The sequence below is a fragment of the Pyxidicoccus caerfyrddinensis genome, from assembly GCF_010894405.1.
Classification (GTDB): domain Bacteria; phylum Myxococcota; class Myxococcia; order Myxococcales; family Myxococcaceae; genus Myxococcus; species Myxococcus caerfyrddinensis.
In genome coordinates, this window is the sequence record NZ_JAAIYA010000023.1 from 100,964 (window position 1) to 116,290 (window position 15,327).

Annotated in this window: 12 protein-coding genes; 7 read left to right on the forward strand and 5 right to left on the reverse strand. The window is 69.6% G+C overall.

All coding sequences use genetic code 11. The features are described from left to right. From G4D86_RS39635 to G4D86_RS39650, 4 genes are all read right to left on the reverse strand, one after another. Complete coding sequence (locus tag G4D86_RS39635; RefSeq protein WP_163999494.1) at positions 1 to 993, reverse strand: aldo/keto reductase; 993 nt, start codon at positions 991 to 993, stop codon at positions 1 to 3. A gap of 129 nt (positions 994 to 1,122) precedes the next feature. Continuing rightward, on the reverse strand, positions 1,123 to 1,917 hold the full coding sequence (locus G4D86_RS39640) for a hypothetical protein (RefSeq protein WP_163999495.1): 795 nt from the start codon (positions 1,915 to 1,917) through the stop codon (positions 1,123 to 1,125). Between the two features lie 136 nt (positions 1,918 to 2,053). Next, a complete protein-coding gene (locus tag G4D86_RS39645) occupies positions 2,054 to 3,088 on the reverse strand; it encodes a rod shape-determining protein (protein ID WP_011556714.1) in 1,035 nt (344 codons plus the stop codon). 163 nt (positions 3,089 to 3,251) lie between these two features. Continuing rightward, the gene (locus G4D86_RS39650) at positions 3,252 to 3,803 is read right to left on the reverse strand and encodes a putative ABC transporter permease (RefSeq protein WP_163999496.1); all 552 of its coding nucleotides are present in this window, start codon (positions 3,801 to 3,803) and stop codon (positions 3,252 to 3,254) included. Positions 3,804 to 4,005: 202 nt separating this feature from the next. Between G4D86_RS39650 and G4D86_RS39655 the strand changes: the two genes are divergently transcribed. Further along, positions 4,006 to 4,593 carry a hypothetical protein gene (locus G4D86_RS39655; protein ID WP_163999497.1) on the forward strand — a complete coding sequence of 196 codons (588 nt, stop codon included), beginning with the start codon at positions 4,006 to 4,008 and terminating at the stop codon, positions 4,591 to 4,593. A 243-nt stretch (positions 4,594 to 4,836) separates the two neighbouring features. Then, positions 4,837 to 6,921, forward strand: a complete 2,085-nt coding sequence (locus G4D86_RS39660; RefSeq protein WP_163999498.1) for a monovalent cation:proton antiporter family protein — start codon at positions 4,837 to 4,839, stop codon at positions 6,919 to 6,921. On the opposite strand, the gene G4D86_RS39665 is transcribed toward G4D86_RS39660, so the two are convergent. Next, positions 6,899 to 7,618 carry a glycosyltransferase family 2 protein gene (locus G4D86_RS39665; protein WP_163999499.1) on the reverse strand — a complete coding sequence of 240 codons (720 nt, stop codon included), beginning with the start codon at positions 7,616 to 7,618 and terminating at the stop codon, positions 6,899 to 6,901. The two genes, G4D86_RS39660 and G4D86_RS39665, sit on opposite strands and share 23 nt — an antisense overlap. 171 nt (positions 7,619 to 7,789) lie before the next feature. Between G4D86_RS39665 and G4D86_RS39670 the strand changes: the two genes are divergently transcribed. From G4D86_RS39670 to G4D86_RS39690, 5 genes are all read left to right on the forward strand, one after another. Beyond that, a complete protein-coding gene (locus tag G4D86_RS39670) occupies positions 7,790 to 10,303 on the forward strand; it encodes an ATP-binding response regulator (protein WP_163999500.1) in 2,514 nt (837 codons plus the stop codon). Positions 10,304 to 10,413: 110 nt separating this feature from the next. Further along, complete coding sequence (locus tag G4D86_RS39675; protein ID WP_163999501.1) at positions 10,414 to 11,160, forward strand: hypothetical protein; 747 nt, start codon at positions 10,414 to 10,416, stop codon at positions 11,158 to 11,160. Between the two features lie 177 nt (positions 11,161 to 11,337). Then, on the forward strand, positions 11,338 to 14,280 hold the full coding sequence (locus G4D86_RS39680; protein ID WP_163999502.1) for an exo-rhamnogalacturonan lyase family protein: 2,943 nt from the start codon (positions 11,338 to 11,340) through the stop codon (positions 14,278 to 14,280). Positions 14,281 to 14,387: 107 nt separating this feature from the next. Beyond that, positions 14,388 to 14,879 carry a hypothetical protein gene (locus G4D86_RS39685; protein WP_163999503.1) on the forward strand — a complete coding sequence of 164 codons (492 nt, stop codon included), beginning with the start codon at positions 14,388 to 14,390 and terminating at the stop codon, positions 14,877 to 14,879. A gap of 86 nt (positions 14,880 to 14,965) precedes the next feature. Further along, positions 14,966 to 15,310, forward strand: a complete 345-nt coding sequence (locus G4D86_RS39690) for a PadR family transcriptional regulator (protein ID WP_163999504.1) — start codon at positions 14,966 to 14,968, stop codon at positions 15,308 to 15,310. Positions 15,311 to 15,327 lie beyond the last annotated feature (17 nt).

The following is a 15,327-nucleotide window of genomic DNA, read 5'->3' on the forward strand; positions in this document are numbered from 1 at the left end:
CTACCCCAGCCACTCGGGGTTCTTCACCGTGCCGTCGAAGTGGTGGCTCGTCTTGTACTTCTCGAACGCGCCATCCTTCGCGGCCTGCTGCGTCTTCGCGAGCAGCCCCTTCACCTGCGCCTCCGACAGCGGCTTGAAGCCCCGTGCCACGGACAGCGCCTGCTCCAGCCGCTCTTGAGAGTCGATGCCGGTGATGACCACGCTCACTGGCAGGGACAGGCTGTAGCGCAGGCACTCCGGCGCGGTGACGGTCTTGCTGTCCAGGATGAACGGGTCCCCCATGGGCTTCATCCCGAGCACGCCGATGCCCTCGCGCACCAGCACGGGCAGCACCTGCTTCTCGAAGCTGTCGTAGTGCGCGTCCATGACGTTGAGCGGCAACTGCACGGCGTCGAAGCGGAAGCCGTGCTGCTTCGCCGCCTCCAGCATCTTCAGGTGCAGCGCCGGGGACTTGTGTCCCGTGAAGCCCAGGAAGCGCGCCTTGCCCGCCTTCTGCGCCTCCACCATGGCCTCCATCGCGCCGCCCTTCGCGAAGGCGCGCTCCGGGTCATTCGCGTGGATGACCTCGTGGAGCTGGAGCAGGTCCACGTGGTCCGTCTGGAGCCGCTTCAGCGACTCGTCAAGCTGCTTCGCGGCCGTCTTCCTGTCCCGGCCGTCGAGCTTCGTCATCAGGAAGGCCTTCGCGCGGTAGCCGTCCCGCAGCGCCTGGCCCATGCGCACTTCGCTCTGCCCGTCGTTGTAGTCCCAGCAGTTGTCCAGGAAGGTGATGCCGCCGTCGAGCGCACGCCGGATGAGCTGCACGCTCTCCGCCGCGTCCTTCTGCGTGCCGATGTGGAAGCCGCCCAGGCCGATGCATGACACCTCCTGGCCGGTGCGTCCCAGCTTCCGCCGGGACACCGTCTGCACCTGGGACGCTGCCGGTGCCGCCGCGCCGGCGAGGCCCGGGGCCGCCATCAGCGCGAGCGTCGCATCGAGGAACTCTCTTCGATTCATGAGCCGGGCCTCCCGCCCGCGCGGAGCGCCAGTGCGCCCACGCGCGGGAGCGAGGTTGCCCACGCCGTCAGGTCCCCTCAACCGAAGGCCCCGGGGAGTGTGAAGGAGCCACCGCTCAGCAGCGGAGGCTCAGGGCTTCTGTCCACCACCCTGCGGCGGCGGTGCGCCCTGGCTCATGCGCTGGCGAATCAGCTCCTGAATCTGCTCGGGCGTCTTGCCCTGGAAGTCCTCGCGCTTGAGGCCGCCCATGGGGGCGCCCGAGGGCGAGACCTCCATCTTCCGGTAGTCGGCGGGCACGGTGAAGAGCGAGTCGGGCTGCTTGCCCTCCTGGATGTTGGTGAGGTTGAGCTCCGTCACCTGTCCATCGGCGCTGAAGGTCTGCGCGCGCACGTAGGGGACCTGGGGCAGGTCCGTGGGCCGCCACAGCTTCTGGCGCATCGGCTTGCCATCCACGCTCGCGGGAGAGCCCTCGTACACGGTGGCGGCGTGGCCGTTCACCTTCTCGGTGCCCGTCTTCTTGTAGCCCTGCTCCAGGAAGCAGGCGTCGTAGTCCTGCGTCTTCCCCATGCAGGAGCCGGGGAGCTTCATCGGCAGCTCATCCAGGCTCCGCACCGATGCAATCTTCTGCGCGTGCATCAGCGTGGTGCCGGTGCGCTTGTCGAAGTCGAACAGGATGGACATGGCCATGCCGGTGCCCTGGGGCGGGGCCGGTACCTGCGTGTCCATGCGCAGCAGGCCCGTGCGCCCGTAGATGCGGCCCTTCATCTCCGGCGGGGCCTTCTGGCCGGGCGGCGCCTTCTGGCCGGCGGGTGCGGACACCTTCGTCGTGGCATCCGCGGACCAGTCCGCGAGGGCGGGGGAGGCCACCAGCAACGCGGCGGCGGCGAGTCCTGACAGCGTGTGACGCAGGGTGGATGGGCTCATACGCGCCACCACAGTCCACGGCCCGCACGCCTGTCAAACCGCCACGGGTACGAGGACGGAAAAAGCGAACGGCGCCGGCCCTCGCGAAGTGTCGCGGGAGCTTGGGCGCCGTGGCCGTGAAGCACCGTGCTGAAGCTCAGCCCGGCTGGCAGACCTGGCGGAGGATGTCGAGCGACTCCAGCGCCTTGCCCGCGCCAATCACCACCGCGGACAGCGGGTCCTCGGCGAGGAACACGGGCAGGCCCGTCTCCTCGCGCAGGAGCGTGTCCAGGTTCTTCAAGAGCGCGCCGCCACCGGCGAGCACGATGCCGCGGTCGGCGATGTCACCGGCGAGCTCCGGCGGGGTGCGCTCGAGCGTGAGCTTCACCGCCTCGACGATGCCGTTGACGGGCTCGGCGAGCGCGTCGCGGACCTCGTCGCTGGACACCGTCAGGGTGCGCGGCACGCCGGCCACCAGGTCGCGACCCTTGATCTCCATGGTCATGACCTCGTCCGTCGGGTACGCGGTGCCGATGCCCATCTTGATGAGCTCGGCCGTGCGCTCACCGATGAGCAGGTTGTACTTGCGCTTGACGTACTGGATGATGGCTTCGTCCAGCTTGTCGCCGCCGATGCGCACGCTCTTGGCGAACACGATGCCGGCGAGGCTGATGACCGCGACGTCGGACGTACCACCGCCGATGTCGACAATCATGTTGCCGCTGGGCTCCGTCACCGGCAGGCCCGCGCCAATCGCCGCGGCCATCGGCTGCTCGATGAGGTAGACCTCGCGGGCGCCCGCGTTCGCCGCCGCCTCGCGCACCGCACGGCGCTCCACCTCGGTGATGCCCGAGGGGATGCCGATGATGATGCGCGGGTTGACGAGCGTCTTGCGGTTGTGGGCGCTCTGGATGAAGTAGCGCAGCATCGCCGCGGTGATTTCGAAGTCCGCGATGACGCCGTCCTTCATCGGACGGATGGCCACGATGTTGCCCGGGGTGCGCCCGAGCATCTCCTTGGCCTCCTTGCCCACCGCGAGGACCTTCTTGCCCCCTCGCGCGTCCTGCTGCACGGCCACCACGGAGGGCTCGTTCGACACGATGCCCTGGCCGCGGATGTAGATGAGGGTATTCGCCGTGCCCAGGTCGATGGCGAGGTCACGCGAAAAGAGGGTGTGAAGCCAGTCAAACATACGAGGGCGGGAACTTTCGGGGAGGCGGCGGAATTTCCCCAGAGCGTGAGGGGGAGTCGCGCGGAAGGTACTACGCACCGCAACACGGAGGAAGAAAAGCCGGAAGCAGCTTCCACTTCAGGTTGGAGAGCAGTCGGCCAGCGGACGCGCGCTGCCCCGGGTCTCAGTGCAGGGAGGCAGACTCAGCCTGGGCCTGCTCGAAGCGCCGGGCCACCACCCCGGCCTCCTCGGGCGTCCCCTCGGGCAGCGCCCCCTCGGGCAGCGTCCCCGCCTCCTCGGCCTGCCGGTACTCGGGCGTGTGGCGGAGGGCATCGCTGGTGACGTGGAGCAGGGCGTCGCGCACGGGCTCGAACAGCAGCGCGGTAAGGTACCAGGCGGGCGCGTAATCCAGGCGGATGAGGCCGTGCACGCTCCACCGGTGCGGCGAGTAGTCCCACGGGCAGCGGCCGAGCAGCCGCTTCAGGGCCCAGCCCGTGCCGTACTCCGCCGCGAAGATGAGGGCGGTGTAGGCCAGGGCGCGCAGGGGCCGGGGCAGGGGCTTGAGCCGGGCGGAGACCTCTTCCAGCGCCAGCGCCGTGCCTCCGTAGATGGGGTGCATCCACAAGTAGGTGCGCGCGGTGGCGCTCCTGTCCCGCTTCATGGCGGCGCCGGTCCCCGTGAACAGGACCTCCAACACCCACCCCGTACACCCGTAGAGCAAGAATCGTGAAAGCACATCCGGAACCTAAGAATCGCTCGAAGGTTGGGGCAGTGGCTTGACGGTGACCCCTGGCCGGCCGCCGTCAGACTGAGACTGAGGGGCGGGGCAGGTGTGCTCCATCGAACGGGAGACCTGTCCGATGAGGCGGGGCGGACATGAACCTACAAAGGGTACGGGAGTGCTTTACTCGCCGGAGGGCCGCGTAATAACTGGAGGGGTGAAGCGCGCCCACGGCCACAGCTCGCGAAGGACTGGCGCCGGGAGCGGAGCGCGCGGGCCGTGGCTCGTCGCCATGGTGGGTGTCTTCCTGACGCTGGGGCTGAGCCTCGGGAGCGCCGCGCTCGCGGAGCCGGGGTCGCGGCTCGAGGTGTCGAGGCCCGGGTCGGGTGGCGGGGCCGAGGCACCGTGGCTCGCTCCGGGCAGCCAGGCCGGGGTGGTGGGGCTCCTCGTGGGCGACGCGGCCGTGGGTGCGGGGGCGCATGGCCTCCGGGGCGTCACCGAGGCCCCCGCGCGAAAGCCCCTCTGCCTGCGCTTTCATGGCGCGGGCTTCGACACCTGGGCCGCCCTCGAGGGCGCGCCGTCCTTCTTCCCCGCGCACCCGAGCTGGGGCGCGGCGCGCGGGCGCGGAGCCTTCCCGGCCGCCTTCGCGGTGCCGCGCTGGAGCCGGGCGCGACAGGCGCCCTCGGACACGGCCATCGCCCGCCGGGTGCGCTACCCGGTGGCGTCGGTGTCCGCGCGCAGCGGCCTCGCGGACCAGCCGCCCCTCGTCACCCGACCCCTGCGCGGGCCTCCCGCGCGCGGCTGATGGCGAGCACTGCCCCGGTGCGGGCGGTGCCCTCCTTCATCTCCCAGGTGTCCTCGCCGGGCCACCGCCCCGCGAGCCTCCTCCTCCCAGGTGCCCTCTCGCAGCCGTCCCGGTGACGGCGCCGCGCGAGTCCAGCCAGCCGTGTGCCCCGGAGGGGTCGTCCACGTGACGCTCCGTCCCCGGGTCCATGGCCCCCATTTCCCTTCTGCTCGTACGCGCCCATGGTGGCGCGGAGGTGTCTTGATGCACGGAGCCCACGAGGTCCTCCAGGCCATCGCCATCGTCCTGTGCGTGGCGGCGGTGACCACCGTCCTTTTCCAGCGGCTGCGCCAGCCCGTCGTCCTCGGCTACATCCTGGCCGGCCTGGTCGTTGGCCCCTACGTCCCCATTCCCCTGGTGGCCAACCCGGAGGTGGTGACGACGCTCTCGGAGCTGGGCGTCATCCTGCTGATGTTCTCGCTCGGGCTGGAGTTCAGCCTGCGCAAGCTGTTCTCGGTGGGCCTGACGGCGGGGCTCACCGCCGTCATCCAGTGCGCCATCATGATCTGGCTCGGCTTCGTGGTGGGCCGCGCCTTCGGGTGGACGTCCCGCGAGAGCATCTTCACCGGCGCGCTCATCGCCATCTCCAGCACCACCATCATCGCCAAGGCCTTCGACGAGCAGGGCATCAAGGGCCGCCTGCGCGAATTGGTGGTGGGCGTGCTCATCGTCGAGGACCTCATCGCCGTGCTGCTGATGGCCACGCTGACGGCCATCTCCACCGGCGCGGGCCTGTCCATGGGCGCCCTGGCGCTCACCACGGGACGGCTGGTGGCGTTCCTCGTGGGCCTGGTGGTGGTGGGCCTCTTCATCATCCCCCGCGCGGTGCGCGCCGTCGTCCGGCTCAACCGCCCGGAGACGACGCTGGTGGCCAGCGTGGGCATCTGCTTCGCGGTGGCGCTGCTGGCGCAGGCCTTCGGCTACTCGGTGGCGCTGGGGGCCTTCCTCGGGGGCTCGCTGGTGGCGGAGTCCGGCGAGGAGAAGGTGGTGGAGCACCTGGTGCAGCCGGTGCGCGACATGTTCGCGGCCATCTTCTTCGTGTCGGTGGGCATGCTCATCGACCCGGCGCTGGTGGCGAAGTACTGGGCGGCCATCCTGGTGCTCACCGTCGTCGTCGTCTTCGGGAAGATTCTCGGCGTCACCCTGGGCGCGTTCCTCACGGGCAACGGCACGCGCACGTCCGTGCAGGCGGGGATGAGCCTGGCGCAGATTGGCGAGTTCTCCTTCATCATCGCCGGCCTGGGGCTGTCCCTGAAGGCGACGGGGGACTTCCTCTACCCGGTGGCGGTGGCCGTCTCCGCGATTACGACGCTCACCACGCCCATGCTCATCAAGGCCTCCGGCCCGGCGGCGACGTGGGTGGACCGCAAGCTGCCCAAGCCCCTGCAGACGTTCGCGACGCTGTATGGCACCTGGGTGGAGCGGCTGCGGGAGGCGCCTCCCAGCCAGACGCGGGGCGCGGTGGTGCGGCGGGTCGTCCGGCTGCTGCTGGTGGACGCGGCGCTGCTCATCCTGCTGGTGATTGGCACGTCGCTGGCCGCCGCGAAGGTGACCCTGTTCGTGGAGGAGCGGACGGGGGTGGACCGCTCGCTCGCGGGCCACCTCATCATCGCGGGGGCCGTCGTCCTCGCGGTGCCGTTCCTCATCGGCATCATCACGCTGGCGCGCCGGCTGGGGACGCTGCTCGCGGAGGCGGCGCTGCCCCAGCGGACGGATGGGAAGGTGGACCTGGCGGCGGCGCCCCGGAGGCTGCTGCTCGTCACGCTGCAGGTGGTGACGGTGCTGCTCATCGGCGTGCCGGTGGTGGCCATCACCCAGCCGTTCATGCGGGGCGCGACGGGGCCGCTCATCATCCTCGCGCTGCTGGTGACGCTCGGCATCGCCTTCTGGCGCGGCGCCACCAACCTGCACGGCCATGTCCGCGCGGGCGCCCAGGTCGTCGTGGCGGCGCTGGCCGCGCAGTCCCACTCGAAGGAGCCGGGCTCGGAGGAGCACGCCCTGGACGACGTTCCGAAGCTGCTACCCGGCCTGGGCGAGCCGGTGCCCGTGCGGCTGGAGGACGCGAGCCCCGCGGTGGGCCGGACGCTGGCGCAACTGAACCTGCGCGGGCTGACGGGCGCCACGGTGCTCGCCATTCAGCGTGGGGAGGAGAGCGTGTCCGTGCCCACCGCGAGCGAGGTGCTGCGCGCGGGCGACGTGCTCGCGCTGACAGGCACCCACGACGCGGTGGTGGCGGCGAAGGGGCTGTTGGAGGGCGGCGCCGTGCTCAGCGCTTCACCGCATACTTGAAGATGACATAGAGAGCGCGCACGCCGTCCTTCCAGCCAATCTTCTTGCCCTCTTCGTAGGTGCGCCCGTGGTAGCTGATGGGCACCTCGAAGACGCGCCAGTTGCCGCGGGCCACCTTGGCGGTGATTTCCGGCTCGAAGCCGAACCGCTCCTCCTCCACGTCCACCGAGCGCAGCACCTCGGTGCGGAAGGCCTTGTAACAGGTCTCCATGTCCGTGAGGTTCAGCCCGCTCGTCATGTTGGAGAGCGTGGTGAGCGTCTTGTTCATCACCGTGTGCCAGAAGTACAGCACGCGCCGCGGCGTCCCCGTGAAGCGGCTGCCGAAGACGACGTCCGCGTCCCCGTCGAGGATGGGCTGGATGACCTTGGGGATGTCGCGCGGGTCGTACTCCAGGTCCGCGTCCTGGACGATGACGATGTCCCCGGTGGCCTCGGCGAAGCCGCGGCGCAGCGCCGCGCCCTTGCCCTGGTTGTTCTCCTGGAACAGCACCCGCACCTCGTTGCGGTTGTGGGGCGTACCGCCCAGCACCCCCACGCCCTGCTCGGCGAGCTGGCGCAGGAACTCGCGGCTGCCGTCCTTCGAGCAGTCGTCGATGAGGACCAGCTCCTTCGGGAAGTCGACGGCGATGCAGCGGCGGAGCAGCTCCGCGAGGGTGGGAATCTCGTTGTAGACGGGGATGACGAGCGACACGAGCATGGCGGCTCGCGCCTCTACCCCATTTCCCCGCCGGGGGCGAATGTCCTGCACCCACCGTGCGAAGACGCGTGGGGGTGACGCACCTTGCCCGGTTTGCATGAAATTCCTCCGCTGCCTCGGCAGAGGGTCCAGGGGGGGCCTTCTGACCGTGTGGCAAGGGCGGAGCGCGCCATGAACGACCCACTGGAACATGTGGGGCACGGAGTCGTGTTCGCGGAGGCCCCGGCGGGGGCCGCGGAGGGGTTGCTCTCAGGGCTAAGGGAAATCCTCTACGGCGCCTGGTACATGCCGCACGGCCACTGCTACCAGTGGCAGCCGGACCTGGTGGCGCTGCACGTGCTGTCCGACGCGCTCACCGGCGCCGCGTACCTCTTCATCTCCCTGTCGCTGTTCGTGCTGGTGCGGCGCATCCGGCTGCCCTTCGGGGGGATGATTCTCTCCTTCGGCGTCTTCATCGGCGCGTGCGGGCTGACGCACCTGATGGAGGTGTGGAACGTGTGGAACTCGGCCTACTGGCTGGCCGGAGGCGTGAAGGGGGTGACGGCGGTGGCGTCGGTGGCCACGGGGCTGTACCTGGTGCCGCTGCGCCGCCAGGTGGCGGCGGTGGTGGCCTCCGCGCGGCTGTCCGAGGAGCGCCGGGTGCGGCTGGAGACGAGCAGCCGGGAGCTGGAGGGGCTCTACGCGAAGCTGAAGGCGTCCGAGGCACAGCGCACCGGCTTCTTCGCCAACGTCAGCCATGAGCTGCGCACGCCGCTGGCGCTCATCCTGGGCCCGGTGGACCGGCTGCTGGAGCGCGGCGGGCTGAGCGCGGAGGACCGCCGGGATTTGGAGGTGGTGCGGCGCAACACGCGGGTGCTGATGCGGCACGTGAATGCGCTGCTGGACGTGGCGAAGCTGGACGCGGGGAAGATGAAGGCGTCCTACGCGGAGACGGACCTGTCGCGGCTGGTGCGCCTGTGCGCGGAGAACTTCGAGGGGCTGGTGGCGGAGCGGCGGCTGGGCTTCTCGCTGGAGCTGCCGGGCATGCTCCCCGCGCAGGTGGACCCGGAGCAGGTGCAGCGGGTGGTGCTCAACCTGCTCGCCAACGCGGTGAAGTTCACCCCGGAGGAGGGCTCCATCCGCGTGGCCCTGGGCGCGGAAGCGGGGTGGGGGCGGCTGGTGGTGGAGGACAGCGGGCCGGGCGTGCCGCCCGAGCTGCGCGAGGTCATCTTCGAGCGCTTCCGCCAGGGCGAGGGCGGCACCACGCGCGAGTTCGGCGGCACCGGGCTGGGGCTGGCGATTGCGCGCGACTTCGTGACGCTGCACGGCGGCAACCTCCGCGTGGAGGAGCGGCCGGGCGGCGGGGCGCGCTTCGTGGTGGAGCTGCCGCTGCTGGCGCCCTCGGACACGCAGCTGCGCTCGGTGCCGGAGCCGGACACGCTCCCGCTGGTGGCCCGGGCGGAGGTGGACGTGCTGCGGACCCCGGAGGACGGGCCGGTGGTGGTGCCGGAGGACCCCTACCGTCCCCGGGTGCTGGTGGTGGAGGACACGCGGGAGATGCGGCGCTTCGTGGCGGAGACGCTGGCGCAGGACTTCCGGGTGGCCACCGCGGCGGACGGCGAGGACGGGCTGCGGCAGGCGGAGGCGCTGCGGCCGGACGTCATCGTCAGTGACGTGATGATGCCGCGCATGGGCGGCGACCTGCTGGTGCGCGAGGTGCGCGCGAGGGAGGGGCTGGAGTCCACGCCCATCCTCATGCTCACCGCGCGGGCGGACGACGCGCTGCGGGTGGACCTGCTGCGCGCGGGGGCGCAGGACTACCTGGTGAAGCCCTTCCTGGCGGAGGAGCTGCTGGCGCGGGTGTCCAACCTGGCGGTGGTGAAGCGCACGCGCGAGGTGCTGCAAGGGGCGCTGGACGCGCGCACGTCGGACGTGGAGCTGCTGGCGCGCGAGCTGGGGCTGCGCAAGCGCCAGCTGGAGGCGGCGCTGGAGACGACCAGCTCGGCGCGCGAGTCGGCGGAGCGGGCCAGCGAGTCCCGGTGCACCTTGCTGCGGCTGGTGTCCCACGAGCTGCGCACGCCGTTGTCGGTGCTGCAGCTCACCCAGCACGCCTTCCTGCGCGAGGTGGGCCCGCTGAAGCCGAAGGCGTCGGAGATGTTCGAGCGGATGGTGCGCTCCACGCTGCGGCTGCGGGACATGACGGAGATGGTGCTCCAGTACAACCAGCTGGAGCAGGGGCGACTGGTGGTGCGGCGCGAGCCGGTGGACCTGGTGGAGCTGGCGGAGGAGGTGCTGGGAGAGGTGCGCGTCGAGGCGGACCGCAAGGGGCTGAAGCTGGCGCTGGCGCGGCCGGCGGGGAAGGCCCTGGCGCAGACGGACCCGCGCATGGCGGAGCTGGTGCTGCTCAACCTGGTGATGAACGCGGTGAAGTACACCCAGGAGGGCGGCATCCACGTGGCGGTGGAGGTGGTGGCGGACGCGCGGCGCATGCGGGTGCGAGACAGCGGCCCCGGGATTCCGCCGGAGGCCCAGGCGCGCGTCTTCGAGCCCTTCCAGCAGCTGGAGCCGCTGGACCACAAGTCCAAGCCGGGCATGGGGCTGGGGCTGACGCTGGTGCGCGAGCTGGTGTCCGTGCTGGGCGGGAAGGTGTCGCTGAAGTCGGAGCCGGGCGTGGGCAGCGAGTTCGTCGTCGAGCTGCCGTCCTGAGCGCGTTGGATTCTCAGTTTCTGATAATTCAGGTTGATCTGTCAAGGAAGAGTTTTCTACCCTCGCAACGCTTCCTGAGTGCCCACCCGCTTCACGGAAACGAGAACGAGATGAAGAGGCTCTTCCTGTGTGCAGTCGCGCTGTCGATGGCAGTGGCCTGTTCGAACGGGCCGGCGGAGCAGGCGGAAGAGGCGGAAGGCTTCGCGCTCCTCCAGCATGACGAGACGACGCTCGAGGCCACGTACCGCGCGGGTGGAGCGTCCGTGCGCGCGCTGGTGGTGGAGACCGAGTCCAAGGTCGTCGAGGTGACGTACGACTTCGGAGACCCGGTCATCGGGTTCCACATCGACTACAACCAGGGCGTCGGCAACTTCATGCCGAGCGGCGCCCCGCTGGATGCGGCGCAAGCCCAGCTGATTGCCCCGCTGCTGGCTGGCATCTCGGCCATCGTCCCGCAGACGGAAGCCACGCCGCGCACGCGCGTCGAGGACGCCGCCATGCGCCAGACGAGCTTCATGCAGATTGTCCCGGTGGGCGAGACGCTCACGCCGTACGAGTACGTCTCGGAGCGCGGCTGGGTCCACCTGTCGTGCAGCTGCGGGACGCAGTACATCGGGTCCGGCTACTACCGTCAGGCGGGCATGGGCTGCAGCTGCAACGGCGGTGACAACGGCTGCAAGGGGCGCTGCGGTCAGGGCTGCGGCATCACCAGCACCCCGCCGTGCGTGGGCACGACGGCGTACACGCAGGACTGCGCCAAGCACGACTACGGCCTGGGTAGCTTCGCCGCCGCGTCCGACGACTACTCGTTCGCGAGCAACAACTGCAGCTGCAGTGGCGTAGGCACCTGCTACTGAGTTGTGAAAAGGCGCTGACGAGCGCGAAGCAGCAGCCGCCTGGCGTGGGCTCCGCCCCTCAGAACAGGGGGTGGTGTCCACCCCATGCGCCCGGCCGCTCCCGGCACGAGGTGCGCGTCTTCACAGGGACGGAGCGCACGCCTCGGGGCTGGTCTGGTGGTTGCACTGCCGGCCTTGATGAAAATTCTCGTTCGCAAGGAAGGCTGGCTGACGACGGCCGTCGCCTCCCTGCTCCTGCTCGCCTGCACTGGCAATGCGCCTTCCACCGGAAAGCCTGACGACCCTACCCCGGCGGGTACGTCCTTCCAGCTGACGCTCACCCGTACCGGGTCCGGCACCGTCACCTCCAGCCCCGCCGGCCTCTCGTGCGGCAGCACCTGCTCGGGCTCGTTCGCCAGCGGCACCGCCGTCACGCTGACCGCGGTGCCCGAGGCGGGCTACAGCTTCGGCGGCTGGAGCGGAGGCGGCTGCACCGGCACGTCCGCATGCACCACCTCCCTCACCGCCGACACCACCGTGGAGGCCCACTTCACTCCGGTGGTCGTCACCGGGACCCAGTACGTCCCCCTGAGCCTCGCCGCGGGACCGACGGCCGAGAAGGTGCCGCTGCGCACGGGTGTCCCCCTTCCCCGAGGAGCGCTGTCCGACCTCTCCGCGCTGCGGTTGGAGACCGGCGATGGCAGCCAGGAGGTGCCAGCGCAGTTCGACGCAATCTCGCGCTGGCCGGATGGCTCCATCAAGGTGGCCCTCACGCACCTCGTGGCCGACCTCGGAGAGGCCCGCTCCTACCGCGTCGCCTACGGCCCTGGCGTGGTACGCGCCGCGCTGCCGCGCAACGTGGCCGTCGCTGGCAGCCCGTCGACCGAGCTCACCGTCGATACCGGCCTGGTGAAGTTCGCCGTCAGCAGCAAGGGCGTCCTCACCCGGCTCTGGCGCGATGCCAACGGCAACGGCACGTTCGACGCCGGTGAGCAGCTCATCGACGCGGGCGACCTGTTCATGGTCAACGCCTACGACAACCTCGAGTACACCGCCTCCGCGGCCACCGACGCGGTCGTCACCGTGGAAGAGAGCGGGCCGATGCGCGCGGTCATCAAGGCCCAGGGCTCGCTCACCAACGGCAGCGGCGCCAGGTTGATGAAATACCTGGTCCGCTATTACGCGCACCAGGGCTCCGACAAGGTCGACCTGGAGGTTTCCGTCATCGACGACCGCCTCGAGGCCAACGTCGAGAACACGCCCACGTCGTTTGCCATTGCGGCCAGGGCCCTGGGGATGCGCTGGCACTACCTCTCCGACAGCGCGGCCGACTACCGCTTCGGGGGTGAGGGCGGCGCGGCGTACGGCGCCAAGGTGTCCGGCGAGCACTACCTCCTGCAGAAGGGGCAGTTCCACTTCGAGGACGGCAACGACCTGGGCCACACCTTCAGCTACAGCGGCGTGGGCACGGGGGCCAAGGCGGCCGGCTGGGTGGCGCTGGATTCCGGCAGCCGTCACCTGGCCCTGATGGTGAGGGACTTCTGGCAGCAGTTCCCCGGCGAGCTGAGCGTCAATGGCAATACCCTGACGGCCTCCCTGTTCCCGGCGCGTGCCGGTGGTACCGAGACCGCGCAGCCGGTGTTGTCGGGTGTCAGCTACCGCCGCGCGGAGAGCATGTACTTCGCGCGCCCTGGCGGCGCGAAGACCTGGCAGCTGCGCCTGGCTTCCAGCGGCGGCACGCCCACCACCAGCACGCTCCATGCGCTGAACGACAGCTATCAGCGCCACCGCCTGGAGTTGATGGCCTCGCCGGCCTGGTACGCCGCGTCGGGCGTCTTCGGCGACCTGAACGTCGGCACCGCGAGCGGGGCCGCCAAGGGGTACGACGCCCACCTGATGCAAGGCATCTACGAGAAGAGCATCGACCAGTCAGATGGCAACGCCACCATGTTCGGCTGGCGTGACTACGGCGACCGGCTGCGGCCGGGCTGGGCGCTCGAAATCAACGACGTGCGCGTGCCCAGCTTCTACAATGACACACACGTTGGTGCGAATAACTTCTTCACGCAGTTCCTGCGCAGCGGGGACCCGCGCTGGTTCCAGCTGGCAGACATCAGTACCCGTCACTTCATGGACCTCGACGTGTCCCATGGTCCTCGTGCCGGATACTGGGCCACGGGCGGTATGCCGCAGCCGGCTGGCGAGGTGCACGCCATCAACCATGAGAACGTGGACCACCAGGTCCGCAACCTGCACTGGGGGCACGCGCACGTGAGCGGCCTGAGCCACAGCTACCTGCTCACCGGTGACAAGCGCGCTCTGGACGTGCTCACGGAGATTGCGAACTGGTGGAAGTTCGTGTCGCCGTACTTCTTCAAGCGCCCGTTCAACGCGGCGGACAGGTACCGCGAAGCCGAGCGCGACTACAGCTGGCCCCTCTACGTGATGAACGAATACGTGCGCGTGACGGGGGATGCGACGTACCACAAGGACGTGGCGGGCGGCCTGGTCAGCTACCTGATTCAATGGTTCAAGACTCCGCTCAACCACGTTGGCTACAACCCGGCCACGGGGAGCGTCTCCAACACCGTCCTCGGCGTGAACGATGCCGCCCAGGGGACGGGCTACTGGACCATGACGAAGATGGACAACAACGCCGGGTACAACGCCACCGGCACCAACCCCTGGATGGCGGGTGCGCTCATCGCGAACCTCATCAAGTTCCGCGAAGCGGACGCGCAGTTCTCCGCGGCGGGCAAGGCGTCGGGGGTGAGCGAGCCGGTGCTCATCGACATGTTGCTGCAGGGCCTGAACTACGTGGTCAAGCATGGCTATGACAGCAACAAGAAGTACTTCGTGTACTCGGAGGTGACGCGCGACTACAGCGGCGGCGACAACCACATCATCTATGCGCTGGGCTACCTGGACCGCCTGTACAAGCAGGAGCTCGCGGCGGGCCGCCTGGCCAACCCGGGCTGGTACGACACCCGGAGCACGTGGAGCACCATCGCCGCCCGTCGTTACGATGAATTGCAGGACATGGTGGCCACGGCGGATACCCAGTCCTATGGCTTCTATGGCTATGAGATTGTCTATCCGGCCGACTTCTTCACCGTGATGAAGGACACGCTCGGGCGGTAGGACGGAGGGCGCCTCAGAGGCTCCGCTCGAGCTCCTCGATTCAGGCGACGCGAATGCCTCCGCGTGCGGCAGAGTGGGCTCTCGAACCCCTGAAAGGACAGCGACGCATGGCGCAGCCCTACTCCGTATTGTGGGTGGAGGACCCCGAGACCGGCTACCGCGCCCGGCTTCACTACACGCGCGACCATCCCTTGCGCAGCTGGATGACCGGGGTGGCGTTTGCCGCGCCGCCGCCCACGCCCATCGCGCTGGGGCTGCGCGGCACGGATGAAGAAGGGTGGGTGCTGGGGGATTTGTGGCTGACGCCGATTACCGTCATGTCCCGCCGCCTGCACACGGCGCTGGTGGAGGCGGGGGTGGATAACCTCGCCGTCTATCCGGCCACGTTGCGCGACCCCCTGACCGAAACTGTCCATACCGATTTCGTCGCGTTCAACCTGATTGGCAAGCGGCCCAGGGCGGATCCAGGTGGGGCCTTGTTGTTCCGTCTGGCGGAGGCGGTCAATGTCATCTGGATTCATGACTCTGTCCGCCGCGCGGTCGAGGGGGCGGGCATCGACACCCTGACCTTCATCGACCCCGAAGACTTCGCGGGCTGAGGAGGAGCGCCTGCCCCTCCCATGCGTTCGTTTTGACAACCGCGAGCCGGTCACCGATGCTCCCCACACCAGGTGAGGGGAGTGTGATGAGCCGACCGGCGCTGGACCTGATGCAGGGCACGCTCGACGTGCTCATCCTGCAGACGCTCACGTGGGGGGCCACCCACGGCTATGGCATCTCCGAGTGGATTCGAGAGCGCACGGGCGGAGTCCTCGCGGTGCAGGACGCGGCGCTCTACAAGGCGCTGCGCCGGCTGGAGCAGCAGGGCCGCGTCGTGGCGGAGTGGGGGACGAGCGAGAACAACCGCCGCGCGCGCTTCTACCGGCTCACTCCCGCGGGCCGTCGCGCCCTGCGCGAGGATGCGGCCTCCTGGCGCACCTATGCCGAGGCCATTGCCCGCGTGCTCGACGCCGCACCGAGGGAGGCGTAGGTGGTCGCGCGGAAGGA

Coding starts and splice junctions, on each gene's coding strand:
- G4D86_RS39690 (WP_163999504.1), top strand. CDS start 14,966: ATGAGCCGACCGGCGCTGGACCTGATGCAGGGCACGCTCGACGTGCTC.
- G4D86_RS39640 (WP_163999495.1), bottom strand. CDS start 1,917: ATGAGCCCATCCACCCTGCGTCACACGCTGTCAGGACTCGCCGCCGCC.
- G4D86_RS39680 (WP_163999502.1), top strand. CDS start 11,338: ATGAAAATTCTCGTTCGCAAGGAAGGCTGGCTGACGACGGCCGTCGCC.
- G4D86_RS39665 (WP_163999499.1), bottom strand. CDS start 7,618: ATGCTCGTGTCGCTCGTCATCCCCGTCTACAACGAGATTCCCACCCTC.
- G4D86_RS39635 (WP_163999494.1), bottom strand. CDS start 993: ATGAATCGAAGAGAGTTCCTCGATGCGACGCTCGCGCTGATGGCGGCC.
- G4D86_RS39670 (WP_163999500.1), top strand. CDS start 7,790: ATGAACGACCCACTGGAACATGTGGGGCACGGAGTCGTGTTCGCGGAG.
- G4D86_RS39685 (WP_163999503.1), top strand. CDS start 14,388: ATGGCGCAGCCCTACTCCGTATTGTGGGTGGAGGACCCCGAGACCGGC.
- G4D86_RS39675 (WP_163999501.1), top strand. CDS start 10,414: ATGAAGAGGCTCTTCCTGTGTGCAGTCGCGCTGTCGATGGCAGTGGCC.
- G4D86_RS39660 (WP_163999498.1), top strand. CDS start 4,837: ATGCACGGAGCCCACGAGGTCCTCCAGGCCATCGCCATCGTCCTGTGC.
- G4D86_RS39645 (WP_011556714.1), bottom strand. CDS start 3,088: ATGTTTGACTGGCTTCACACCCTCTTTTCGCGTGACCTCGCCATCGAC.